Raw genomic sequence first — 24,005 nt, 5'->3', positions numbered from 1 at the left:
CGAGCTCGCGACCGGCTACCTCGACCGGGCGCAGAAGGCGAACGTCCGCCGCGCCGAGATCTTCTTCGACCCGCAGACGCACCTCGGCAACGGCGTCGCGCTCGACACCGTGATGAGCGGGATCACCCGTGCGCTCGGTCGGAGCGAGGAGACCCACGGGATCTCGACGGACCTGATCATGTGCTTCCTCCGCGACCTCGGCGCCGACGCGGCCGACGAGATGCTGACGGCGATCCTCCCCTGGCGCGAGCACATCATCGGCGTCGGGCTCGACTCGAACGAGGTGGGCTTCGGCCCGGAGCTGTTCGTCGACGTCTACGCGCGCGCCGCTGCGGAGGGACTGCGCCTGGTCGCGCACGCCGGCGAGGAGGGCGGGCCCGAGACGGTCGCGGCCACCGTCGAGCTGCTGAAGGTCGAGCGGATCGACCACGGGATCCGCGCGATGGAGGACCCGGAGGTCGTCGCGATGCTCCGCGAGCGCCGCATCCCGGTGACGGTGTGCCCGCTGTCGAACGTGGCCCTGCGCGCTGTGGACACGATGGCAGACCACCCGCTGCCCGCGATGCTCCGCGAGGGACTCGTCGTGACGGTCTCGAGCGACGACCCGCCCTACTTCGGCGGCTACGTGGATGAGAACTACCGCGCCCTGGTCGAGGAGCTGCGGATGGACGACGCGCAGCTCGAGCATCTGGCGCTCAACTCCTTCGACGCGGCGTTCATCACGGAGGAGAACCGCGAGCGCTGGCAGGCGGAGGTGCGCGAGCACTTCGCGCGGTGAGCGCGTCACTGCCCGGAGAACGATCGTTCCCACCCTCCCCGCGCGCTGAGCCCTCGTTCCGCGGTCGCACGCCTCCGCGCCCGCCCTACGCTGGCCGGATGACCCGATCCGACGGCACACGATGAGCTGGGTGCTCCTCACCGGCGCGATCCTCACCGAGGTGACGGCGTCGCTCGCCCTCCAGGCCGCCATCGAGTCGCCGGGCTGGTACGCCCTCGTGGTGGCGGGCTACCTGGCGGCGTTCGTCCTCCTCAGCCGGGTGCTCAAGGCCGGCATGCCGATCGGAGTCGCCTACGGCGTGTGGGGCGCGTGCGGAGTCGCGCTGACGGCGGTCCTCGCGGCCGTGCTCTTCGGGCAGCCGCTGACGGGCGTGATGACGATCGGGCTGGTGCTGATCATCGCGGGCGTGCTGATGGTCGAGATCGGGTCGCAGCGAGCGCAGGCCGCGCGCCGGTCGGTGCGCTGATGGCCTGGCTGCTGCTCTCGGGCGCGATCCTCACCGAGGTCGCCGCGACGATGAGCCTCAAGCCCGCGACGGACGGCCGGAAGCGCTGGTACGTCGTGGTCGGAGTCGGCTACGTCGTCGCGTTCACGCTGCTGGCCGGAGCGCTCGCGCAGGGCATGCCGATCGGGGTGGCCTACGGGATCTGGGCGGCGGTCGGAGTCGCGCTGACCGCGGTGCTCGGCCGCTGGCTGTTCCAGGACCCGCTGACCTGGACGATGCTCGGCGGGATCGGCCTGATCATCGCCGGCGTGCTGCTGGTGGAGCTCGGGCACTGACCGGCCGAGTGTCGTCGCGGCGGGAGCGCGCCTCCTCAGCGGTCGTCGCGGCGGAAGCGCTTCGGCGTCACCGGTTGTCGCGGCGGAAGCGCTTCGGCGTCACCGGTTGTCGCGGCGGTACCGCGCCTCGCGGCCGGCGATGTGGAGGCCGAGCCCGGTGACCGCGACCGCGAAGGCGACCAGCACGCCGATGAACGCGATCTCGTCGCCTGCTCCGACCACCACGGCCGCGACGGCGAGCCCGATCAGCGCGAGGGCGAGCACCACGGCGCCGACGGTCTCGAGAGGGCTCCAGGCGGTCATGGCTCCAGCGTGCGCTCGGAGCGGCGCGCGGGCAAGGGGCGGCAGGCGAACAGGACACGACGTCCCGCCGACCGCGGAGGTCCGCGCGGGTCCCAGCACACGACCCGTCTGCCCGGACGTCGGTCGACCGGGTGCTGCGGATCGCGGAGCTCGTCCGAGGCGGTCCGCGGTGCGAGCCCGCTCCGTCCGTCCCCGCCGGAACGCCCCCGCCCGTTCGCCCCGCCGCCGCGCCCGCCTCTAGGCTCGACGGCGTGACCGCCTCCGTCCCCGCCCCCCAGTCCCGGCCCCGCGACGTCGTCGGCATCGTCGGCCTCGTCCTCGCGATCGTCCTCGTCCTCGCGCAGATCGGGCGGACCGCGCTCACCACGGCCATCCCGGTCCTCGCGTTCCAGGGCGGCTTCGACACCACGCAGATCGGGGCGCTCTTCGCCGCCCTCGGGGTCACGATGCTCGTGCTCGCGACGGCGACCGCGATCGTCGGCGTCATCGGCGTCGCTCGGAAGGACCGCGCCCGGCTGCTCTCGGCCGTCACGCTCGGCGTCGGCGCGAGCGTCGCGATCGTCGAGCTGGGCGCGCTCGTCGTCCCTCCCCTGGTCGGCCTCTCCCTCCAGTACTGACGAGGCCCGCCGGAGCGGATCCCTCCATCCGCCCTCGCAGGATCCGCACGGCGCCGCGTCCGCTCCTCGCGCTCCGCTGCGCCGCGACGGCCCTGCCGGCTCCCCAGCGATGCGCCAGGATGGGGGCATGACGACACGCGTGGACGGCCTCTTCGTCTACCCGGTCAAGGGCCTGACCCCGCAGCCGCTCCCCCGCGTCGAGCTCACCGCCGGCCGCGGCGTCCCCTTCGACCGCACGATCGCCCTCGCCCGCCCCGGCGGCGCCTACCGGCCCGGCATGCGGCACGGCATCTCCAAGCGCGAGTACTTCGTCCTCGTCGCCGAGGCCCGCCTCGCCGGCCTGACCACGCACCTCGACCCCGACAGCGGAGTGCTCACCGTCGACGTCCGCGGCCACCGGGTCCTCTCCGCCGACCTCGGCGCGGAGGACGGACGGGCCGCACTGCGCTCCTTCGCCGCCCGCGTGCTCGACCTGCCGCCCGGCGTCGAGCCCGTGATCGCCCAGGACGCGGGGCGCCGCTACACCGACACGGCCCACAACTCCGATGTGGAGATGGAGTACCTCTCGCTGATCAACCTGGCGAGCGTCCGCGACCTCGCCGAGCGCACCGGCCGGAGCGTCGATCCGCTGCGGTTCCGCGGGAACATCCACCTCGAGGGGCTGCCCGCGTGGAGCGAGCTCGAGCTGCTCGGGCGCGAGCTCACCGCGGGCGGGCTGCGGCTGCGGATCACGAAGGCCACCGAGCGGTGCGCCGCGACCGAGGTCGAGCCGGGCACCGGTCGGCGCGACCTGCCCGTCCCTCGCCTGCTGCACGAGACCTACGGCCACGAGCTCCTCGGCGTCTACGCGGAGGTCCTCGACGGCGGCACGCTCGGCGTGGGCGACGAGCTGGTGCTCCGTGGCTGAGCTGCGGCTCGTGGTGGCCGAGCGCGAGGCGCTCACCCCGGCCGTCACCCGCTTCGTGCTGCGGAGCGAGGACGGCGCCCCGCTGCCCGGCTACTCGGCCGGCGCCCACCTCACGCTCACGACGCCCTCCGGCGAGCGCCGCAGCTACAGCCTCGTCGAGCCGGGATCCGCGGAGCCGTCGCACTACGCGATCGCGGTGCGCCGGGAGCCCGGGGGCCGGGGCGGATCGCGGAGCCTCCACGACGACGTCCGCGTCGGCGACGTCCTCTCCTCCGCGCCGCCCGCGAACACCTTCGCCCTCCGGCCCGCCGCCCGCTACCTCCTGATCGCCGGCGGGATCGGGGTCACCCCGATCCGCGCGATGGCCGCCGAGCTCCGGGCGCAGGGATCGGCCGTGCAGGTCGTCTACCTCAGCCGCACCCCCGAGGACACCGCGTGGCTCGACGAGTTCTCCGCCGACGGCTCCCTCGTGCACCACAGTGCGATCCACGGCCGGCTCGACCTCTGGCCGCTCGTCGCCGAGCCCGACGACGACACCCGGATCTACTGCTGCGGTCCGTCCGCGCTGATCGACGAGGTCCTCGCCCTCACGATGCACTGGCGCCCGAGCCGGATCCACGTCGAGGACTTCGCGGGCGTCGACGCCGTCGGCGACCGAGCCGTCCCCTTCGCCGCCGTCTGGGAGCCGACCGGAGCCGTCGTGGAGGTCCCGGCCGACCGCTCGCTCCTCACCGCGTTCCGCTCCTCCGGGATCGACGTCGACTCCTCCTGCGAGTCGGGCACCTGCGGCACCTGCCGCCTGCGCCTCGTCGGCGGGACGGCGGAGCACCGCGACCTGGTGCTGACCCCCGAGGAGCAGGACCGCTGGATCATGCCGTGCGTCTCGCGCTCCGCCGGCGGCGAGCTGGTCGTCGCCCCGGACTGACGGAGCGACGGGGCCGGGCCCCACGCACGCCGGCCGACACGCGTCGGCCGTCGTGTGACGCCGCGTGACGGGCGCCCGGCGCCCGGTCCCCCGCGTGCCTAGGCTCCCGGACGGGGGACCACGACCGTCACGACCGAAGGACTTCCGATGACCAGCACCTCCGTCCGCACCCAGCTCGACGAGTTCACCGTCGGCTTCGACGACACGGTCGGCCCCGAGCTCGCCGCCGTCTTCTCCGGCGAGCGCGACGACCTCGTCGCCGCCGGCGCCCCGAGCGGAGCCGTCACCGCCGGCGACGCGCTCCCCGCCGCCTCCGTCGTGACCGTCGACGGCGACACCGTCGACCTCGCGGACGTCCTCGGCGCGGGCCCGGCCGTCCTCGTCTTCTACCGCGGAGCCTGGTGCCCGTACTGCAACATCACGCTCAAGCACTACAACGAGACCCTCGCCCCCGAGCTCGCGTCGCGCGGAGTCGCCCTCGTCGCGATCAGCCCGCAGACCCCCGACGGGTCGCGCGCGGCGGTCGCGGGTGGCGACCTGGGCTTCACCGTCGTCTCCGACCCCGGCAACACGCTCGCGAGCGCTCTCGGCATCGTCACCGCCCCCAGCGGCGAGGCGCAGGAGGCGCACACCGCGCTCGGCTTCGCCGTGAAGGACAGCAACGCCGACGACACCCCGGCCGTCCCGTACCCGACAGTCCTGGTCGTCGACGCCGACCGGATCGTCCGCACGGCGGACGTGCACGTCGACTACACGACGCGCACGGAGACCGAGGAGATCCTCGCCGCCGTCGACGCGCTCTGACACCTCCGCTCGCACCCTGAGCACGCGCGGCGGTCGAGCGCACCCCCTCGCCCGCCGCGCCGCCGCTCCCTAGGCTCGACCCGTGACAGCGGAGACGGACGTGCTCGTGGTCGGCGGCGGTCCGGTCGGACTCCTGCTCGGCGCGCTCCTGGCGCGGGCCGGAGTGGACGTGCAGGTGTGGGAGCGGCGCTCCTCGGTGCCGCGCGGCTCGCGGGCGATCGGCATCCATCCGCCGTCGCTCGACGCGTTCGCCGCGATCGGCGCCGATGCTCCCGTGCTGGCCGAGGCCACCCGGGTCCGCGAGGGCGTCGCGCGCAGCCGGGGCCGCACCCTCGGCACGCTCTCGTTCGCGCGCGCCTCCGCGACGCACCCCTACGTCGTCACCCTCGACCAGCACCGCACCGAGGCGATCCTCCGCGAGCGCCTCGAGGCGGCGGCCCCGGACGCGCTGCGCCCCGGGGTCGCGCTGACCGGCCTGCTCCGTCGCGGCCCCACCGTCGAGGCGACCGGCACCGGACCGGGCGGCGAGCCGGTCTCCGTCCGCGCCGCCTTCGTCGTGGGAGCCGACGGCGCCCGCAGCACCGTCCGCGACCTGCTCGGGATCCGCACCACCGGCCGCGACTACCCGGACCGCTACGTGATGGGCGACTTCGCCGACCCCGAGCCCGGCGGTCTCACCGGCACCGCGCTGGTCGACGTCGGCCCGGCCGGAGTGGTGGAGTCCTTCCCGCTCCCGGGCGGTCGGCGCCGGTACGTCGCCCTGAGCGGCCCCGACCGCTCCCTCGGCGCCCCCGCCTGGCGGCCCGAGGAGGCCCCCGACCAGGAGGCCGCGCGCGCCCTGGCCGCCGCTGTCCGCGACCGGACGGGCGCCGACGCCGACCCGGAGACCTGCACGATGCTCAGCGGCTTCCAGGTGCGGCGCCGCGAGGCCGAGCGGATGGGCGTCGGCCGCGTCGTGCTCATCGGCGACGCCGCGCACGAGATCAGTCCGATCGGCGGGCAGGGCATGAACCTCGGCTGGCTCGACGCCGCCGAGCTCGCCCCGCTCCTGGCCGGTGCCGTGCGCCGCGGCGAGGCCGGCCCCTGGCCCGGCTTCGCCCGGCGGCGCACCACCGCGGCCCGGCGCGCGGCGCGGCAGGCGGAGGCGAACATGGCCCTCGGACGCCCGCTCGGCTCGCTCGCGCACCGCGGCCGCGAGGCGTTCCTCCGCGCCGCCCTCGCCCTGCCGACCTCGGACCTGCTCGCCCGCGTCTACGCGATGCGCTGGTCCTGAGGGCGGCCGGTCAGCCGACCAGCCGCGCGCCCGCCAGCCCGAGCTCGACCACCAGCACGAGCGAGGCCGCGATCACCAGCCGGAACAGGGTGCGCGTGGGCGGGCCGGTCAGCACCAGGCGGATGCCCGCCGCGGCGAGCACGACCACCGCGAGGGTCCCGATCACCGCGAGCACCACGCCCGTCCCGCGCACCGGCTGGTCGCCGACGAGCTGTCCGACGAGCACGAGCAGCGCGGCGACCACCAGCGACCCGAAGGCGACGACTCCGGAGAGCCGCAGGCCGAGGCGGTGCGGGAAGCCGCGGACCCCGGTGGCCTCGTCGTCGACCAGGTCGGGGAGCACGTTCGTGCAGTGGATCGCGATGCCGAACACGGCGCCGGTCGCGATCGCCCACCAGGCGGGGAGCCGGCCGTCGCCCGCCGCCACCGCCACCACCGGCAGCAGCCCGAAGGCGACCACGAAGGGAACGACGGACCAGACCGTGCGCTTGAGCCCCGCGTCGTAGGCCCAGCCCGCGGCGACCAGCACCAGGTGCGCGACCGCGGCGACCGGTCCGAGCAGCAGCGAGAGCACCACGGCGGCCGCGGCCGTCCCCAGTGCGGCGGTGCGGACGGCGCCCACGCCGATCAGCCCCTGCGCGACCGGCTTGTCGGTGCGCCCCACCGCGCGGTCGCGGTCGGCGTCGATCCAGTCGTTCGCGAGCCCGATCGAGAGCTGCCCGAGCAGCACGGCGAGCGCCACCAGCACGACCTGCCCGAGCGGATGCCCGGACGCCGCCGCGATCACGGTCGCCAGCACGGTGACCGTCACGGTCGGCCCGGGGTGCGACGAGGCCAGCAGGAGTCGCACCCGGGACGTCATCCCGCCAGCCTACGGTCGCGGCGGCACAGCGGGGCGCCGGTCGCGATCCCCGCCCGGCGCGCGATCCAGCGTGGTCCGAGCGCGGCGCCCGCATCCGCCCGCGGCGGGAATGGCCCGGGATGGGGCAGGGTTGCACCACCCGGCATCCCGACTCAGGAAGAAGGCCTCGTGGACCTCGTGCACTGGCTGTTCGACGCGCAGATCGTCATCGGCGAGCAGACCGTCCTCTGGCGGGAGGTCATCGGCAACGTCTTCGGGCTCCTCAGCGCCCTCGGCGGGATGCGGCGGAAGGTCTGGGCCTGGCCCGTCGGCCTCATCGGCAACGTGCTGCTGTTCACGGTCTTCATGGGCGCCCTGTTCGGCACTCCCAACCCCGTCAACCTGCTCGGCCAGGCCGGGCGGCAAGTGATGTTCATCCTGGTCAGCGTCTACGGCTGGTACCGGTGGACCCACCGCCCCGACGACTCGACCACCCTGATCGAGCCGCGCTGGGCGTCGTGGCGCACCCGCGGCCTGCTGGTGCTCGGGATGGTCGGCGGCACCGCGGTGCTGACCCCGGTGTTCCGCGCGCTCGGCTCCTACGAGCCGGTCTGGAGCGACGCGTGGATCTTCGTCGGCTCCGTCCTCGCCACCTACGGCATGGCGAAGGGCTGGACCGAGTTCTGGCTCATCTGGGTGGCCGTCGACCTGGTCGGCGTGCCGCTGCTGTTCTCGGCCGGCTACTACGCGTCGGGGCTGATGTACGTCTTCTACGGCGCGTTCACCCTGGTCGGCTTCTTCGTCTGGATGCGGCAGGGGACCCGTCCGTCCGCCGCTCCGATCACGGTCGGCTAGCTCTAGCAGCCCGCCGCCGCCGGCGGAAGTGGCCGTGCGGGAGGCGCTGTCGGTGGTCCACTGGGAGCGGAGGCGCCCGCCTCCCCCACCCGGAACGGACGCCATGCTCTCCCTCGTCTACTCCAGCCGCACCTCCGCCGGCTTCACGGACGCCGACCTCCCCGCGCTGCTCGCCCAGTGCCGCGCGAACAACGAGCGCCTCGGCCTGACCGGCATGCTCCTGCACCGTGACGGCCGGTTCCTCCAGGTGCTCGAGGGGCCGGACGAGGTCCTGCGCGAGCGGATGGCCGTCATCGCCGCCGACGAGCGCCACGCGCAGCTGCGCACCCTCCTCGAGGAGCCGATCCGGGAGCGGCTGTTCCCGGAGTGGTCGATGGCGTTCGAGTCCGCCGCCGACGCCGACGCCGCCGGGCTCCGCACCTCCTTCGACGACCTCGACGACGCCGAGGCCGAGAGCGCGACGCTCCCGGCCCTGCGCGAGCTCATCCGCTTCTTCCGCGAGCGGAGCTAGGCGGAGCTGGGCGGAGCGATACGGGACGCCGGGATCGCGGCCGGTCCGCCGCCGGAACCCGACGCCCGTCAGTCCTCCGCCGAGGGAGGAGCGAGCCGGTCGAGCCGCGCCAGGAGCGGGGCGAAGCCGTCGCCGAGCAGGGCGCTCAGCGGCTCGCCGAACCAGAACCGCCAGACGGCGTCGAGCTCCTCGCCGGTGATCCGTCCTCGGCGCAGGAGGATGCTCGCGATCGGAGCCGCCTCAGACGCGTACTCGTCGCGGGGAGCGCCGTCCTCGCGACCCGGCTCGAGTCCGTACGGATCGACCCCGTCGAGCTCCCGCAGGACGGCCGCCACCATCGCGTCACGGCGTTCCGCGGTCGCGCCGTCCTGATTCGTCGGTGCTCGGCGCTCCATCGCGAGAAGGTACCGAGCCCACTCCTCGTCGTCCATTCGTCGTCTCCGATCTCTCCGGATGCCGCGCCTTCTCGAGGCCTTTCTCTTCTTTCGGCGCCGGCTTGTCGAGGCACGGGGGAACCGCCTCTCCGACGGCTTGTCATCGCCCCGCGAGAAAGGCGCGGACGCCTTCCCGGGTCAGCCCCGAGGCGACGGCGAGCCGGTGCTCTCCGGCCCCGAGTCGGGCGGCTCCGCGGAGGGCCGCGGCCCTTTCTCCGCCCTCGCCGGAAGTCCCGCTCCGGAATGCCGCGAATTCCGCGGACACCTTATCGAGAGCGTCGACGACATCGCCGGACACGCTCTCCGGCGGCTCGCCGAGATCGATGCGCCAGCCTCTCCCGGACTTCTCGTCGCTGTCGTTCACACGCGGGAAAGTACCCCGGACCGCAGGGTGGCGCCTGTGATCGCCCGACGCCGTCGCGCCCCAGGGATCCGTCGTCGACGTCCGAGCGCACACGCCTCCCGGTCCGGAGAGGACGGCCTTCGAGGACTGTCCCGCGGACCTCGTCGCCGTGCTCCGCTCCGATGCGGCCTCCGCCTCGGCCGAGGTCTTCGACGGCTGACCCGACCGCGTCGACCACCCGCTGCGACGACCGCGGGGCGGAGGCGCGGATCGCGTCGTTCCGGCGCGCCCGCACCAGCGGTGCCGGAACGTCCGGCCGATCCGGGAGCGGCACCCGTCCGAGCCGTCGAGGTTCCGTCGGTGTGCAGGCCCCCGCGCCGAGGGACGTAAAGTGTGCTCACACGCGCCCGCGGACGGGCGAGCCGCCCGTGAGGGCGCCCCGGTCCTGCGTCGGAGGCGCCGATCACAGAGAGCCGCGGTGCCCGATGCCGGAAGACAAGCCCGCGTCGCGGGCGCCGAGCATCTACGACGTCGCCCGCGCGGCCGGCGTCTCGCACCAGACCGTCTCCCGGGTCCTGAACGACCACCCGAGCCTCCGCGCCGAGACGAAGAAGCGCGTGCTCGAGGTCATGGCCGAGCTCGACTACCGCCCCAACCTCGCCGCGCGGGCACTGGTCACCAGCCGCACCCGCACCGTCGGCGTGCTGTCCTCGCAGAGCCTGCAGTACGGTCCGGCCTCCAGCATCCAGGCCATCGAGGTGGCGGCGCGCGACGCGGGCTACCTCGTGGTCACGGCCAACGTCGACGGCACCGACGGCGCGTCGATCCAGGCCGGGATCCGGCATCTGCTCAACCAGGCGGTCGAGGGCCTCGTGGTCGTCGCCCCGCAGATCCGCGTCTTCGACATCCTCTCCGGAGTCGCGCTGCGCATCCCGCACGTGACGCTGCAGACGAGCGAGGACGACCGCGACGACGCGCTCTACGTCGACCAGATGGCCGGCGCCCGCATCGCCACCGGGCACCTGATCGACCTCGGGCACACCGAGATCGTGCACCTCGCCGGCCCGCAGGACTGGATCGAGGCCGAGGCGCGGATGCGCGGCTACCTCGCCGAGCTCGACCACCGCTCGATCCCGCTGCGCCCGCCGCTGCTCGGCGACTGGAGCGCCGAGCGCGGCCACCGCGTGGGCCTCGAGCTCTCGCGCTTCCTCGACTTCACCGCGGTGTTCGCGGGGAACGACCAGATGGCGCTCGGACTGATGAGCGCGTTCCACGAGCGCGGGGTCCGCGTGCCGGAGGACGTCAGCGTCATCGGCTTCGACGACATCCCCGAGGCGGCGTTCTACTGGCCGCCGCTGACCAGCGTCCGCCAGGACTTCGTGGAGCTCGGACGCCGGTGCGTGGCCGCGCTGCTCAGCCTGATCGAGGGCGACCGGCCGGAGAAGGCGGCGCCGATCGCTCCGCAGCTGGTCGTCCGCGGATCCACGGCCGTCCCCCGGAGCGCGAGCGTCACCGCCTCGCGCTGACCGGCGGATCACTCGCCGTGAGCGGCGATCGACACGTCGTTCCAGCGCTTCCAGGTCTCGAGGCGCGACTCGTAGTCCGCCGTCGCGATGCCCAGCGGCGCGCGCCCGAAGAAGATCCGCAGCGGCGGCTCGTCCGCGTCCACGACCGCGAGGATCCCGAGGCGCGAGGCCCGCGGGTCGCCCTGCTGAGCGGCGGAGGGGCGTCGGCTCGCTGCCTCCCGGACCTCGTCGTACGCGGCGATCGGCTCGCTGCGCGACGCGGAGGGACCGGACCAGTCGGTCGCGTACCCGCCGGGCTCGACGAGGGTCACGTGGATCCCGAAGCCGGCGACCTCGGCGGCCAGCGACTGGGTGAAGCCCTCGAGCGCCCACTTCGACGCGTGGTACGCGCCGATCGAGGGGAACGCGCTGATGCCGCCGATGCTGGACACCTGCACGATGTGCCCCGAGCCCTGCTCGCGGAGGATCGGCAGCGCGGCCTGGGTGATCCAGAGGGCGCCGAAGACGTTGGTCTCGAGCTGCGCGCGGACCTCCTCCTCGGTGAGCTCCTCGATCATGCCGAAGTGCCCGTAGCCGGCGTTGTTGATCACGACGTCCAGCCGGCCGAACCGGTCGGCCGCGGCCTGCACGGCGGCGAAGCCGGCCTCGCGGTCGGTCACGTCGAGGGTCAGCGGGAGGAACGTGTCCGGGTACTCCTCGACGAGGGCGTCGAGGGTCTCGATCCGGCGGGCGGTCCCGGCGACCGAGTCGCCGCGCTCGAGCGCCGCCTCGGCCCACTCGCGGCCGAAGCCCTTCGAGGCGCCGGTGATGAACCAGGTCTTCGTCATGGTGTGCGTCCTTTCGACAGTGCTGGACGCAACGCCGACAGCTCCGGCTCCCTTCCGGGGCCGGGGACCCTTGACAGCACCGCTCCGAGAGCGGACGACGCGCCGCGGGTGTCCCGTTACCGAGTCGAGACGTGCGCGTTGACACGAACGGCGCCGTCGGGTCTAGCATGACGCAATGTGATCGCTCACATGGCATCACATCTCCGCCCCGATCCCGAGGGCGGCCCTGCATCCACTGCATTCAATGACGAAGGAATCACAGTGACCACAATGAAGCGCGCTCTCATCGCCGGCATCGCCGGCGGAGCGATGATCCTCTCCCTCGCCGCCTGCTCCTCCGGAACCGGTGGCGGCTCGGGCTCGGGATCCGGCGACGGCGGCCTCGTCGGCGTCGCGATGCCGACCAAGTCGTCCGAGCGCTGGATCGCTGACGGCAACAACGTCAAGTCGCAGCTCGAGGAGGCCGGCTACCAGGTCGACCTTCAGTACGCCGAGGACGACATCCCCACCCAGGTCTCGCAGCTCGAGAACATGATCACCAAGGGCGCCAAGGCCCTGATCGTCGCCTCGATCGACGGCACCACCCTCACGAGCGTGCTCGAGGAGGCCAAGGCCAACGACATCCCCGTCATCGCCTACGACCGCCTCATCCGCGACTCCGAGAACGTGGACTACTACGCCACGTTCGACAACTACAAGGTGGGCGTCCAGCAGGCCACCTCGCTCCTCGCGGGCCTCGGTCTCACCGACCTCACCGGCGCGAAGGCCGCCGACGCCCCCGCCGGCCCGTTCAACGTCGAGCTGTTCGCCGGCAGCCCCGACGACAACAACGCCACGTTCTTCTTCAACGGCGCGATGGACACCCTCCAGCCGTACATCGACGACAAGACGCTCGTCGTGAAGTCCGGCGAGACCGACTTCAACACCGTCGCCACGCTCCGCTGGGACGGCGAGGTCGCCCAGAGCCGCATGGAGGACATCCTCACCAAGACGTACTCCGACGGCTCCAAGGTCCAGGGCGTCCTCTCGCCCTACGACGGCCTCAGCCGCGGCATCATCTCGGCCCTGACCGACGCCGGCTACACCGTCGGCTCCGACTTCCCGATCATCACCGGTCAGGACGCCGAGCTCGACTCCGTCAAGGCGATCATCGCCGGCGAGCAGTACGCGACCATCTACAAGGACACCCGCGAACTCGCCAAGGAGGCCGTGAAGATGGCCCAGGCCGTGCTCGAGGGCACCGAGCCCGAGGTCAACGACACCGACACCTACGACAACGGCAAGAAGGTCGTCCCGTCCTTCCTGCTCGAGCCGGTCATCGTCACCAAGGACCAGATCCAGTCCGTCCTCGTCGACGGCGGCTACTACACCGACGCGGAAGTGAACGGCTAGTCCTCGCTCCTCACCCGAGAAGGAACACCCCGGGAGGGCGCCCACTGGGCGCCCTCCCCCACTACGAAGGAAGGGAGGCGGCGTGACCTCGAACATCCTCGAGATGCGCGGCATCACCAAGACGTTCCCGGGCGTGAAGGCGCTCCAGGACGTCACGCTCAACGCACAGCGCGGCGAAGTCCACGCGATCTGCGGGGAGAACGGCGCCGGCAAGTCGACGCTGATGAAGGTCCTGTCGGGCGTCTACCCCCACGGCACCTACGAGGGCGACATCGTCTTCGAGGACGAGGTGATGCAGTTCTCCAGCATCCGCGACTCGGAGGCGAAGGGCATCGTCATCATCCACCAGGAGCTGGCCCTCAGCCCCTACCTCTCCATCGCGGAGAACATCTTCCTCGGCAACGAGGTGCGCGGCTTCGGCGGCCTGATCGACTGGAACAAGACCAACCAGGAGGCGGCGGCGCTGCTGGCCCGCGTGGGTCTGCGCGAGAACCCGACCACCAAGATCATGGAGATCGGAGTCGGCAAGCAGCAGCTCGTCGAGATCGCGAAGGCGCTCTCCAAGCGGGTCAAGCTGCTCATCCTCGACGAGCCCACCGCGGCCCTGAACGACGAGGACTCGGACCACCTGCTCGACCTGATCCTGCACCTCAAGGAGCAGGGCATCACGTCGATCATCATCAGCCACAAGCTGAACGAGATCAAGAAGATCGCGGACACCGTCACGGTCATCCGCGACGGCAAGACCATCGAGACGATCGCTCACGACGACGTCACCGAGGACCGCATCATCAAGGACATGGTCGGCCGCGACCTCGACCACCGCTACCCGGACCACACGCCGCACATCGGCGAGGAGATCCTGCGCGTGGTCGACTGGACGGCCCACCACCCCCAGGACCCGTCCCGCGTCATGGTGGACAAGGTCAACCTGTCGGTCCACCGCGGCGAGATCGTCGGCATCGCCGGGCTCATGGGCGCCGGGCGCACCGAGTTCGCGATGAGCCTCTTCGGCCGCTCCTACGGCAGCCGCATCTCCGGCCAGGTCTTCAAGGCCGGCAAGGAGATCAAGATCCGCAACGTCTCGGAGGCGATCGCCCACGGGCTCGCCTACGCGACCGAGGACCGCAAGCACTACGGCCTCAACCTCATCGACGACATCAAGCGGAACATCTCGCTCGCGTCGCTCGACAAGGTCGCCCGCGGCGGACTCGTCGACGACAACCGCGAGTTCGAGGTTGCCAACGAGTACCGCGGCAGCATGAACATCAAGTCGCCGACCGTGCTCGCCAAGACCGGGAAGCTCTCCGGCGGCAACCAGCAGAAGGTCGTCCTGTCGAAGTGGATCTACTCCGACCCGGACGTCCTCATCCTCGACGAGCCCACCCGCGGCATCGACGTGGGTGCGAAGTACGAGATCTACACCATCATCAACCGGCTCGCGGCGCAGGGTAAGGGGATCATCGTCATCTCCTCCGAGCTGCCGGAGCTGCTCGGCATCTGCGACCGCGTCTACGCGCTGTCGGAGGGCCGGATCACGGGCGAGCTGCCCATCGCCGAGGCGACGCCCGAGGCGGTCCTCACCCTCATGACCCAGGAGAAGCAACGATGACCGATCTGCAGAACGAACCGTCCACCGCGGCCGGTGCGCAGGTGAAGCCCACCGAGAACGCCTTCACGAAGCGCCTCAGCCACGTGCTGGGCGACCTCGGCAAGAACGGCATCTTCATCGCCCTCATCGTGGTGGTGCTGCTGTTCGAGGTGATGACCGGCGGAATCCTCCTCCGCCCCCAGAACATCTCGAACCTGATCGTCCAGAACGGCTACATCCTGATCCTCGCCATCGGCATGGTGATGGTCATCGTGGCCGGGCACATCGACCTCTCGGTCGGCTCGGTCGCGGCGTTCGTCGGAGCGATCTCGGGCGTCTTCGCGGTCAACATGGGTCTCCCGTGGTGGCTGTCGATCATCCTCTCCCTCCTCATCGGCGCCCTGGTCGGAGCGTGGCAGGGCTTCTGGATCGCCTACGTCGGGATCCCGGCGTTCATCGTGACCCTGGCGGGCATGCTGATCTTCCGCGGCCTGGCGCTCGTCGTCCTCGGCAACGCGAACATCGGCTCCTTCCCGACCGAGTACCGCGCGCTGGGCAACGGCTTCCTCACCGACCTGTTCGGCGAGACCGACCTCGACCCGCTGTCGCTCGTCATCGGCGCGCTCGCGATCGTCGCCTTCGCCGTGCAGTCCGTGCGCACCCGCCGCGGCCGCCAGAAGTACGCGCAGAGCGTCGAGCCGGGCGCCTGGTTCGTCACCAAGCTCGTCCTCGTCTCCGTCGTGATCGCGGCCTTCTCCTTCGCGCTGGCCACCTTCAAGGGCATCCCGGTCACCCTGATCGTGCTCGCCGTGCTCGTCCTGATCTACGGCGTGGTCATGAACCGCTCCGTCTTCGGCCGTCACGTCTACGCGATCGGCGGCAACCTGCACGCCGCGGAGCTGTCCGGCATCAAGACCCGCAACGTCACCTTCTGGCTGTTCGTCAACATGGGCGTCCTCGCGGCGCTGGCCGGCCTCGTCTTCACCGCGCGACTCAACCTCGCCGGCCCGAAGGCGGGCGACGGCTTCGAGCTCGAGGCCATCTCGGCCGCCTTCATCGGCGGCGCGGCGGTCCAGGGCGGCGTCGGCACCATCGGCGGCGCGATCATCGGTGGCCTCATCATCGGCGTCCTGAACAACGGCATGTCGATCATGGGCATCGGCATCGAGTGGCAGCAGGCGGTCAAGGGCCTCGTGCTCCTGCTCGCGGTCGCCTTCGACGTCTACAACAAGCGCCGCTCGGGCGGACGCTAGGCCCTGCGGTCGTGCCCGACTGGTCGCGGTTCCTGCCGCTGAGCACCGGGCCCTCGGTCGACGAGACGGGCGTCAGCAACGACTGGCGCCCCCTCGTCGCCGAGAGGCTCGACCGCCTCGCCGTCCTGGCCGCCTCCCCCTCCACCACGGAGGGCGAGGCGGCCAGTGCCGTCTCCCGGGACGCCCTGCTCGGAGAGCTCGTCGTGCGGCTCTCGAGCAGCACCGGCCAGCGCCTCGCGACGCGGATGGGCGCCCGAGAGGCCTCCTCCCCTCCTCCTCCCGCCGAGGTCGCCCCGGTCCTGGCCGCTCTCGCCTCCGCTCGCCGCGCCGGCGCCGGTCCCCGCTCGGTCGCCGAGCTGGTCGAGGTCGTCCGCGTCGAGCTCGCGCTCTCCCCCGAGCCGCTCGCTCTCTCCTCCCGCATCACCGGCGGGGTGGCCCTGGACCGCCTGCAGCGCGCGCCGCTCGCGATCCGCGCCGCCGTCCGCGGTCGCACCCTCGCTCCGACCGACGCGGAGTGGGAGCTCGGCTCCGGCCCCGCCCTGCGCGTGCCGGCCGACGCGATCCTCCGCTTCCTGCTCGGCCTCGGGCCCTTCCCCGCCGAGCCGACCGCCTAGGCGGCGCCGCCACCTGCCCCCGGGCGGAGGCGGCGCCGCGCCGGTCGTAGCATCGGAGGATGTCGCGCTCACTGCCGAGAAGCACCCCGTCCGCCCGCTCCGTCGACGCCGAGGGAGTGCTGGCCTTCGTCGAAGGGGTCGAGGCCGCTCCCGGCGTCGAGCTGCACGGCCTGATGGTCGTGCAGGGCGGCGACGTCGTCGCCGAGGGCTGGTGGGCGCCGTACTCGGCCGAGCGGCCGCACCTCTTCTACTCGCTGAGCAAGAGCTTCACCGCGACCGCCGTCGGCCTCGCGGTCGCCGAGGGCCTGGTCGACCTGGACGCCACCGTCCTCTCGTACTTCCCCGAGCTCGACGACGAGATCACCGACCCGCGCTCGCGTGCGATCCGCGTCCGCCACGTCCTCGCGATGGCGAGCGGCCACTCCGCCGAGACGATCGACCGCGCCGAGGAGAGGGACCCGGCCGACCTGGTACGCGGCTTCCTCCTCCTCCCGCCGGAGCAGGAGCCGGGCAGCGTCTTCGCCTACAACCAGCCCTGCACCTTCGCCGCCGCCGCGATCGTGCAGCGCGTGAGCGGGCAGTCGCTGACCGACTACCTGCGCCCGCGCCTGCTCGATCCGCTCGGCATCGGCGAGGTCGCCTGGCATCGCGACGACTCAGGGCGCGAGCTCGGCTACAGCGGGCTGCACGCCACCACCGAGGCGGCCGCTGCGCTCGGACTGCTGTACCTGCAGGAGGGGCGCTGGGGCGACCAGCGGATCCTCTCGCCGGAGTGGGTCGCCGAGGCGTCCCGCGCGCACGTCCCGACCCACGAGGACGGCGGACCGGACTGGCAGCAGGGCTACGGCTTCCAGTTCTGGCGGTCGCTGCACGGCTACCGCGCGGACGGCGCGTACGGGCAGTTCAGCCTGATCGTGCCCGAGCACGAGCTCGTGATCGCGCTGACCGGCCAGACCTCGGACACGCAGACGCTGCTCGCGCTCGCCTGGGAGCACCTGCTCCCCGCCGTCGGCCGCGGGTCCACGGCGGAGGCCGACGCCCGGCTGGCCGACCGGCTGTCGGAGCTCGCCCTTCGCCCGCTCGAGGGCGCCTCCCCCGCGACCGGGAGCTACACGCCGGTCGGATCGTGGCCCGACGCCGTCGAGGTGACGGCCGACGAGGGCGGCTGGACGCTCGCGCTGATCGAGGGCGACGAGCGCTTCGCCGTGACGCCCGGCGCAGGAGCCTGGACCGTCGACGGGCCGTTCGCGGCGAGCGCCGGACCCTCGGGCGACAGCGTGCTGGTCGACGTCGTGTTCCTCGAGACCCCGCACCGCCTGCACGTCGAGCTCGCTCCCGACCGCACCGCCCGCGTCCGCTGGGAGACGGAGCCGCTGCACGACGGCCCGCTCGCCGGGCTGCGCGCCCCGCGCTGACGGCAGGACCCGCTCCGCTCATCCGTCGCGAACGGCCCGTCCGCCCCTCGACGACGGGCCGTGGCGACGGATCGAGAGGGGTCGCGCTCGGCCGTGCGGACCGCGCCCATCGGGCGGTGCTCACCGGGGGTCGACGAGTCGAGGAGCGGAGTGGGCACGAGGGTCCTTCCTGGGGGGCGGCGCTCTGGCACAATCGTCGGAGCGCTGCTCCGGAACATTGTGGAGCACTGCTCCGGAACATTGCGGAGCGCTGCTCCGGAATGTGGTGGAGCAGCGCTCGGAGACATTACGGAGCGCCGCTCCGACAAGCAAGGAGAACCGATGAGCGACCGTGTGCCCCGCACGCCCGGCCGACCGCGGACGAGTCGCGACGCACTGCTCGCCGCCGCGGCGACGGTGTTCGTGGCCTCCGGCGTGGACGCGCCGGTCCGCGAGATCGCGGCGGAGGCCGGCGTCGGCATGGGGACGATCTACCGGCACTTCCCGACCCGCTCGGAGCTCGTGGTCGCCGTCTACCGCCACCAGGTCGAGGCCTGCGCGGAGGCGGGCCCACGGCTGCTCGCCGACAGCGCGACCCCGGAGGCCGCCCTCCGGGCCTGGGTCGCCCACTTCGTCGACCTCCTGGTGACCAAGCACGGCCTCGCCGGTGCGCTCCAGGGCGACAGCGCCGGACCCGACGCCCTGCACGCCTACTTCGTGGAGCGGCTCGTCCCCGTCTGCGGCGACCTGCTCGAGGCGGCGCGACCCGCCAGGATCCCGGCGTCGAGTCTCAGCGGCTACATGCTCCTCAAGGGCATCGGCAACCTCTGCATCGGCGCCGCCCACGATCCGGACTACGACGCCGACACCCTTGTGCAGGCCCTCGTCACCGGAGCGCTGCAGGCGGATCAGCCCTGATCGCCTCCACGGTCCGCTCGACCGCGTCCTCGACCGCCGCCCTGCGGCTCGCGTCGTCCTCGCGCTCGGACTCGTGGACGAAGACGGCCCCGCCGCGCCGGGCTCCGCAGTAGTCGATGATCCCGTGCTGGATCTGCGTCAGCAGCGCCTGCTCGTAGCCGTGCCGCTCGTAGGTCCCGGCGGAGTCCCCCGCGACGAGGACGAGGTGGACGGTCAGAGCGCCGAGCCTGCGCTGCGTGCCGTGGACGGGGTCGATGTCGAAGGCCCAGCCGGCGAGGAAGACGCGGTCGATCCAGCCCTTCAGCAGCGCGGGCATCGACCACCAGTAGACGGGGAAGACGAGCACGAGGTGGTCCACGCCGTCGAGCCGGCGCTGCTCGCGGAGGACGTCGTCGGGAACCGGGCCGACACCGCGGTAGCGGTCCCGGTCGGCCGCGCCGAACCGCGGATCGAAGCCCTCGGCGTCGAGGTCGGCCGTCTCCACTCCGTCGGGGCCGAGCTCCTCCCGCAGCCGCCGGGCGAGGGCGGCGGTGAGGGAGTCGCGGTCGGGGTGCGCGGTGACGAGGAGGGTGCTCACCGCTCCAGTGAACCGCACCCGCCCTGCGGCACCCCTGGCAGGATGACTCGGTGACTCCGCACCGCTCCCCCCGCCGCCCCGACGTCGTCTCCGTCGAGCTCGTCGGCGGACCGGAGCCGCTCGAGCTCGCCCTGCACGAGCACGACCCCGAGTGGTCCGCCCTGTTCGAGGAGCACCGGCGGCGCATCCTCGGGGCCGTCCCGGGCGTGCGTGTCGAGCACATCGGCTCGACCTCCGTCCCGGGCCTGCCCGCGAAGCCGATCGTCGACGTGCTGGTCGTCGTGCCCGACGTCACGGCGGAGGAGGACCACGTCGCGCCGCTGCTCGAGGCCGGCTACGTCCTGCGCACCCGCGAGCCCGGGCACCGGCTCGTCCGCACGCCCGGACGGGACGCCCACGTCCACATCTACGAGGAGGGTCATCCCGCGATCGACGCGTACCTCCTCCTGCGCGACCGGCTGCGCACCGACCCGGCCGACCGCGAGCTCTACCGCAGCACGAAGGCGTCTCTCCTCCTCCGGCGCTGGGAGGACGGGAACGACTACGCCGAGGCGAAGTCCGCCGTGATCGCGGCCATCCTCGAGCGCGCGAGATCCTCGCAGCCCTGAGATCGATATCCGGAAGGCGGTCAGCGGCTAGGCCGCACCGCACGTCCGATCGCCCTCGAGCCCTCCGGCTCGGGGGCGATCGCGGTTCGGGCGGCATCGGATGATCGCCGGTTAGCGGAGCGCGCCCTCCAACCGGGCGGAGCGCTCGCGCCTGAAGGTCGAGCAGCGAGGACCGGGCCCGCAGCCGTCGGGATCCGGCGATCGAGTGGATTCGGATGTTGACGTCATCAGACCCTCGTGGAAGCGTGATGTTTGCGTGAACATGCGCGAAGTCCCCGGTGCAAAGGAGCACAGCATGACGTCTCGACCACGAACGGCCGCCGCGGCGGTGGCCGCGCTGCTCGTCGCAGCACTCCTGGGAACAGGAGCGCAGTCGGCCTCGGCCGCCGTGGCCACGGATCCCGACGACGGAGTGCCGCGCACCTCGACGCCCGTGACCTACACCGACTACCCGGCGGTCCAGGACCCGGGCAGCACCGCGGCCGGCTACTTCCAGCCCTACTGGTACGACACCGACGGCCGCCACATCCAGGCGCACGGCGGCCAGATCGTCACCGTCGAGGAGGGCGGTCAGCAGGTCCAGTACTGGTACGGCGAGGACCGCACGAAGGGCTACTGGAACAGCCCCGGAGTCGCGGTCTACCGCTCCACCGACGGCCACAACTGGGAGAACAAGGGCACCGCGCTGCGCAGCGTCTCCGCTGCGGCCGACCTCGAGGCCCCCTACTTCGACGCGCTCTACGACACCGTCGACGACTCCGGAGCCCCTCGCGCCGACCGCATCGCGGAGCTCGACTACCACCTCGACACGACGCAGGCCTCGCCGAACACCGCCATCTTCGAGCGCCCCAAGGTCCTCTTCAACGAGAAGACCGGCAAGTGGGTCATGTGGTGGCACTCCGACGGCCGGACCACGCCGGGCGGCAGCACCTACGCGCGCTCGATGGCGGGAGTCGCCGTCTCGGACAGCCCGACCGGGCCCTTCACGCTCCAGGGCGTCTACCGCCTCTACAACCGCACGGACTACAAGGCCTGCACCACCTCCGCCGTTCCCGGGCAGGCGCGGGACATGACCGTCTTCCAGGACGAGGACGGCACCGCGTACATCTCCTACTCCTCCGAGGAGAACTACTCGCTCTACGTGGCGAAGCTCGACGCCGACTACACCAACGTCGAGCGGACCACCACGACCGACACCCTCGACGCGAACCAGTACTCGGCCGACGGGACGTACCCCTACGTCTTCGCCGACGGTGCGGCCGGAGCACCGGTGCGCGGCACCGACTTCCAGATCGTCAAGGAGTGCGGACACCTCGAGGCGCCCGCGATCTTCGCCAACGGCGGCAAGTACTACACGATCGCCTCCGGGGCGACCGGCTGGGCGCCGAACCCGCAGACCTACTACACCGCCGACTCGATCCTCGGCGCGTGGACCCGCGGAGTCGAGAAGGGCGACGCCGACGAGAACGTCGCCTACAACGCGATCCCGGAGGGCGGCGACGGCCTGCTCTCGATCGGCGACTCCCGCAAGACGACCTTCGGCTCGCAGTCGACGAACGTCCTCACGCTCGCTCCCGGGAAGTACGTCTACATGGGCGACCGGTGGAACGAGGGCAAGTCGGACTCTACCTACGTCTGGCTCCCGATGACGGTCGGTGAGAACGGCCGCCTCGAGATGCGGAATCCGGCTCAGGAGGACCCGGCGCGCTGGGGGTCCGGCTGGAACCTCTCCTACTGGGACGACAAGGGGGTCGGCGAGGGCGTCTGGTCGGTCGTGGACGCCCGTCTGCCGAAGCAGGTCCGCCGCGGCGCCGACATCGCCGCCGCGCTCCCCTCGACGGTCTCGGTCGCGAGCAACAGCTCGACCCGCGACGTCGCCGTGACCTGGGCGGCCCCCGGCCCCGCCGAGCTCGGCACGGTGCAGGTGACGGGCACGCTCGCCGCCGACGCCGGATTCTCCTCCGGTCGCCGCTTCACCCGCACGATCGAGGTGGCGGAGCCGGGCATCGCGAACCACGCTCCCGGAGCCTCGGTCGCGGTCTCGAGCCGCACGGACCTCGCCGGCAAGCTCATCGACGGCGACGTCAAGGGCAAGGGCTGGGACGACTGGTCCTCGGCCGGCTACCCGCGCGACAGCCGCCTCTCCTTCTCCTGGGGCGCGGCGCAGAACCTCGACTGGGTGACGGTCAGCACCTACAAGGACGGTGCGACCGCGACCTGGCCCTCGAGGATCGAGGTCGAGTACCAGGTGAACGGCGCATGGACGACCTCCTCGGTCGCCACCACCCTCAGCCAGGCCGCGACCGGATCCGCCCCGACGGCGATCCTCGACCTGTCCTCCCTGCCCGACACCACGGGCCTCCGCCTGCACCTCACCAGCGCGGCGAACACGTGGCAGTCGGTCTCGGAGGTGCAGATCTGGGGCACCGCGCCGCCGACGAACGTCTGTCGCGTCCCCGGAGCCGCGGTCTCGGCGTCGTTCAGCCAGACGAAGTACGCGACCCTCCCCGCGAAGAACGCCTGCGACGGCAACGTGAGCACCCCCTGGTCGACCTGGACCGACGGCACCTTCGCCAGCAGCGCCGAGTTCACGCTGACGAACACCGAGGCGCACCGCGTCGCCGGGCTCACCTTCACCAACACCGAGGGCACCCTGGCGTCGGTGAGCGTGGCCTACCGCGCCGAGGACGGCACCTGGAAGCCGACCACCGCGCAGAACGTCGCTCCGGCGGCGAACGGCACGCTGACCACGATCCCGTTCGCGGCGGTCTCGGCCACCGGCCTGAAGCTGACCTTCTCCACGCCGGGCTCGTTCCTCAAGATCGGCGAGATCGTCGTCCCCGAGGCGGCCGCCCCGGCGCTGACGGTGCCGGTGACCGTGACGTCGCGCTGCGTGGCCGGGAAGGCGGTGCTGACTGTCCTCGCCAAGAACGGCGGCACCGCTCCGATCGACGTCGCGATGGCCTCGGCCTACGGCTCGAAGACGGTCACCGCGGTGGCCGCGGGTGCGAGCGGATCGGCCGCGTTCACCACCCGCCTCGCGAGCATGCCGGGCAGCCAGGTGACGGTGACCGCCACGGCGGGCTCCGAGACCCTCGCGCAGACGGTGGCCTACCCGGCCCGCGTCTGCTGAGCGCACGGCGGCCGGACGACCGGTCGTGACGGAGGAGGGAGTGCCCGCGGGCGCTTCCTCCTCTGCGTGTGCGGCACATCATCCGAGGCGCAGGGCGAGTGCGGGCTCGAGGCGCGCGGCTCAGGGCTCCAGATGCCGAAGGACGTGCCGGGCCTGGGCGGGAGCGCCGTCACGTCGATCTCCGCGGGCGGGAAGGAACAGCCGCTCCCCCGCAGGCGCTCCCCGAGAAGGAGATCGGTCGCCTGATCGATCCGGCTCAGCGCCGCCTCGTCGAGGAGGTGGGCGCACGAGCATGGCCGAGCCCGCTGGCGCGCTCCGCGGCACTCCACCCGGAAGCGGGGGTGCAGAGCACTTCGCGCTCCTGGTAGTAATCACAGGCGGGCGCATCGCAGAGCCCGCAGAACTGGACCGTCCGTGACCCGCACCACCCGCGCTCTCGCCGCGTTCGTCCCGACGACGACCCTCGTGCTCTCCGTGGTGTTCGCCTCCGCCGCACTCGCGCCCGAGGCGATGACCGCCCCGGAAGCGGTGTCGACGCCGACCGCCGCCTCGCCCGCGGAGGATGCGGCGGCGACTGCGGACCCCTCCGCTCCCGGTGCGGGATCCGGCGCCTCCGACCGCCGCTCCTCGAGCCCCTCCTCCGCGAACCCCGTCGACCCCGCGCAGCCGACGACCGGCTCCTCCCCCGCGGACCGGCCCGCCACAGACCCGCCCGCCACCGGATGCTGCGCCTGCTCACCCTCGCCGAGCGCCTGCGCTACGAGGCGACGAGTCGACGCGAGGTCCGGGACGGCTTCCTCC

General features: G+C 72.5%; 25 protein-coding genes and 1 pseudogene. 20 read left to right on the top strand and 6 right to left on the bottom strand.

Going from position 1 to position 24,005, the window contains the following annotated elements; genetic code table 11:
• From add to C5C63_RS15710, 3 genes are all read left to right on the top strand, one after another.
• Positions 1–778: adenosine deaminase (gene add / locus C5C63_RS15720; RefSeq protein ID WP_104326416.1), on the top strand; the 778-nt coding region annotated here is incomplete at its 5' end.
• A gap of 121 nt (positions 779–899) precedes the next feature.
• The gene (locus C5C63_RS15715) at positions 900–1,244 is read left to right on the top strand and encodes a multidrug efflux SMR transporter (protein ID WP_104326415.1); all 345 of its coding nucleotides are present in this window, start codon (positions 900–902) and stop codon (positions 1,242–1,244) included.
• Complete coding sequence (locus C5C63_RS15710; protein ID WP_104224891.1) at positions 1,244–1,558, top strand: multidrug efflux SMR transporter; 315 nt, start codon at positions 1,244–1,246, stop codon at positions 1,556–1,558. Before C5C63_RS15715 ends, C5C63_RS15710 begins: the two co-directional genes overlap by 1 nt.
• Positions 1,559–1,657: 99 nt before the next feature.
• Here C5C63_RS15710 and C5C63_RS15705 read toward each other — a convergent pair whose 3' ends face one another.
• On the bottom strand, positions 1,658–1,861 hold the full coding sequence (locus C5C63_RS15705; RefSeq protein WP_104292999.1) for a hypothetical protein: 204 nt from the start codon (positions 1,859–1,861) through the stop codon (positions 1,658–1,660).
• Positions 1,862–2,112: 251 nt separating this feature from the next.
• Between C5C63_RS15705 and C5C63_RS15700 the strand changes: the two genes are divergently transcribed.
• The 5 genes from C5C63_RS15700 (at position 2,113) to C5C63_RS15680 (ending at position 6,387) form a co-directional block, all read left to right on the top strand.
• On the top strand, positions 2,113–2,478 hold the full coding sequence (locus C5C63_RS15700) for a hypothetical protein (RefSeq protein WP_104296217.1): 366 nt from the start codon (positions 2,113–2,115) through the stop codon (positions 2,476–2,478).
• Between the two features lie 127 nt (positions 2,479–2,605).
• Positions 2,606–3,385, top strand: coding sequence for an MOSC domain-containing protein (locus C5C63_RS15695; RefSeq protein ID WP_181110644.1), 780 nt, complete (start codon positions 2,606–2,608; stop codon positions 3,383–3,385).
• Positions 3,378–4,310 (top strand): PDR/VanB family oxidoreductase, encoded by a 933-nt coding sequence (locus tag C5C63_RS15690; protein ID WP_104326414.1) that lies wholly within the window; start codon positions 3,378–3,380, stop codon positions 4,308–4,310. The genes C5C63_RS15695 and C5C63_RS15690 overlap by 8 nt, the downstream gene beginning before the upstream one ends.
• Positions 4,311–4,457: 147 nt before the next feature.
• Positions 4,458–5,114, top strand: coding sequence for a peroxiredoxin-like family protein (locus tag C5C63_RS15685; protein ID WP_104326413.1), 657 nt, complete (start codon positions 4,458–4,460; stop codon positions 5,112–5,114).
• Positions 5,115–5,196: 82 nt separating this feature from the next.
• Complete coding sequence (locus C5C63_RS15680; protein ID WP_104326412.1) at positions 5,197–6,387, top strand: NAD(P)/FAD-dependent oxidoreductase; 1,191 nt, start codon at positions 5,197–5,199, stop codon at positions 6,385–6,387.
• 10 nt (positions 6,388–6,397) lie between these two features.
• Here the strand turns inward: C5C63_RS15680 and C5C63_RS15675 are convergent, their stop codons facing one another.
• On the bottom strand, positions 6,398–7,249 hold the full coding sequence (locus tag C5C63_RS15675; protein WP_104326411.1) for a UbiA family prenyltransferase: 852 nt from the start codon (positions 7,247–7,249) through the stop codon (positions 6,398–6,400).
• A 168-nt stretch (positions 7,250–7,417) separates the two neighbouring features.
• Here C5C63_RS15675 and pnuC point away from each other — a divergent pair, with 168 nt between their 5' ends.
• Together pnuC and C5C63_RS15665 are read left to right on the top strand one after the other, a co-directional pair.
• Positions 7,418–8,083 carry a nicotinamide riboside transporter PnuC gene (pnuC, locus tag C5C63_RS15670; protein ID WP_104227403.1) on the top strand — a complete coding sequence of 222 codons (666 nt, stop codon included), beginning with the start codon at positions 7,418–7,420 and terminating at the stop codon, positions 8,081–8,083.
• A gap of 103 nt (positions 8,084–8,186) precedes the next feature.
• The gene (locus C5C63_RS15665; RefSeq protein ID WP_104258270.1) at positions 8,187–8,594 is read left to right on the top strand and encodes a BLUF domain-containing protein; all 408 of its coding nucleotides are present in this window, start codon (positions 8,187–8,189) and stop codon (positions 8,592–8,594) included.
• Between the two features lie 68 nt (positions 8,595–8,662).
• On the opposite strand, the gene C5C63_RS15660 is transcribed toward C5C63_RS15665, so the two are convergent.
• Both C5C63_RS15660 and C5C63_RS15655 read right to left on the bottom strand, forming a co-directional pair.
• Positions 8,663–8,989, bottom strand: a complete 327-nt coding sequence (locus C5C63_RS15660; protein ID WP_146078497.1) for a hypothetical protein — start codon at positions 8,987–8,989, stop codon at positions 8,663–8,665.
• 139 nt (positions 8,990–9,128) lie between these two features.
• Positions 9,129–9,392: a hypothetical protein gene (locus C5C63_RS15655; protein WP_104326410.1), complete on the bottom strand. Its 264-nt coding sequence runs from the start codon at positions 9,390–9,392 to the stop codon at positions 9,129–9,131.
• Between the two features lie 464 nt (positions 9,393–9,856).
• Here C5C63_RS15655 and C5C63_RS15650 point away from each other — a divergent pair, with 464 nt between their 5' ends.
• On the top strand, positions 9,857–10,897 hold the full coding sequence (locus C5C63_RS15650; protein ID WP_104234510.1) for a LacI family DNA-binding transcriptional regulator: 1,041 nt from the start codon (positions 9,857–9,859) through the stop codon (positions 10,895–10,897).
• 8 nt (positions 10,898–10,905) lie between these two features.
• Here C5C63_RS15650 and C5C63_RS15645 read toward each other — a convergent pair whose 3' ends face one another.
• A complete protein-coding gene (locus C5C63_RS15645) occupies positions 10,906–11,724 on the bottom strand; it encodes an SDR family oxidoreductase (protein WP_104326409.1) in 819 nt (272 codons plus the stop codon).
• 270 nt (positions 11,725–11,994) lie between these two features.
• On the opposite strand from C5C63_RS15645, the gene chvE reads away from it, so the two are divergent.
• The 6 genes from chvE (at position 11,995) to C5C63_RS15615 (ending at position 18,886) form a co-directional block, all read left to right on the top strand.
• Positions 11,995–13,116 carry a multiple monosaccharide ABC transporter substrate-binding protein gene (gene chvE, locus C5C63_RS15640; RefSeq protein ID WP_104224984.1) on the top strand — a complete coding sequence of 374 codons (1,122 nt, stop codon included), beginning with the start codon at positions 11,995–11,997 and terminating at the stop codon, positions 13,114–13,116.
• Positions 13,117–13,198: 82 nt separating this feature from the next.
• Positions 13,199–14,728: a multiple monosaccharide ABC transporter ATP-binding protein gene (gene mmsA, locus C5C63_RS15635; protein WP_104234508.1), complete on the top strand. Its 1,530-nt coding sequence runs from the start codon at positions 13,199–13,201 to the stop codon at positions 14,726–14,728.
• The gene (gene mmsB / locus C5C63_RS15630; protein ID WP_104227395.1) at positions 14,725–15,960 is read left to right on the top strand and encodes a multiple monosaccharide ABC transporter permease; all 1,236 of its coding nucleotides are present in this window, start codon (positions 14,725–14,727) and stop codon (positions 15,958–15,960) included. Before mmsA ends, mmsB begins: the two co-directional genes overlap by 4 nt.
• Before the next feature lie 11 nt (positions 15,961–15,971).
• The gene (locus tag C5C63_RS15625) at positions 15,972–16,574 is read left to right on the top strand and encodes a hypothetical protein (protein WP_104326408.1); all 603 of its coding nucleotides are present in this window, start codon (positions 15,972–15,974) and stop codon (positions 16,572–16,574) included.
• 59 nt (positions 16,575–16,633) lie between these two features.
• A complete protein-coding gene (locus C5C63_RS15620; protein ID WP_104326407.1) occupies positions 16,634–17,989 on the top strand; it encodes a serine hydrolase in 1,356 nt (451 codons plus the stop codon).
• A 321-nt stretch (positions 17,990–18,310) separates the two neighbouring features.
• Complete coding sequence (locus C5C63_RS15615) at positions 18,311–18,886, top strand: TetR/AcrR family transcriptional regulator (RefSeq protein ID WP_104326406.1); 576 nt, start codon at positions 18,311–18,313, stop codon at positions 18,884–18,886.
• Here C5C63_RS15615 and C5C63_RS15610 read toward each other — a convergent pair.
• Positions 18,855–19,463: an NAD(P)H-dependent oxidoreductase gene (locus C5C63_RS15610; protein WP_104324799.1), complete on the bottom strand. Its 609-nt coding sequence runs from the start codon at positions 19,461–19,463 to the stop codon at positions 18,855–18,857. The two genes, C5C63_RS15615 and C5C63_RS15610, sit on opposite strands and share 32 nt — an antisense overlap.
• Before the next feature lie 50 nt (positions 19,464–19,513).
• Between C5C63_RS15610 and C5C63_RS15605 the strand changes: the two genes are divergently transcribed.
• From C5C63_RS15605 to C5C63_RS17315, 3 genes and pseudogenes are all read left to right on the top strand, one after another.
• Positions 19,514–20,071, top strand: coding sequence for a GrpB family protein (locus tag C5C63_RS15605; protein WP_104326405.1), 558 nt, complete (start codon positions 19,514–19,516; stop codon positions 20,069–20,071).
• A 295-nt stretch (positions 20,072–20,366) separates the two neighbouring features.
• Complete coding sequence (locus C5C63_RS15600; protein ID WP_146086419.1) at positions 20,367–23,204, top strand: glycoside hydrolase family 43 protein; 2,838 nt, start codon at positions 20,367–20,369, stop codon at positions 23,202–23,204.
• Between the two features lie 414 nt (positions 23,205–23,618).
• Positions 23,619–24,005: pseudogene (locus tag C5C63_RS17315) on the top strand (hypothetical protein); the annotation flags it as partial.

The sequence above is a fragment of the Rathayibacter sp. AY1B8 genome, from assembly GCF_002932775.1.
Lineage (GTDB): Bacteria > Actinomycetota > Actinomycetes > Actinomycetales > Microbacteriaceae > Rathayibacter.
This window is presented reverse-complemented; position numbering and strand designations above follow the sequence as displayed.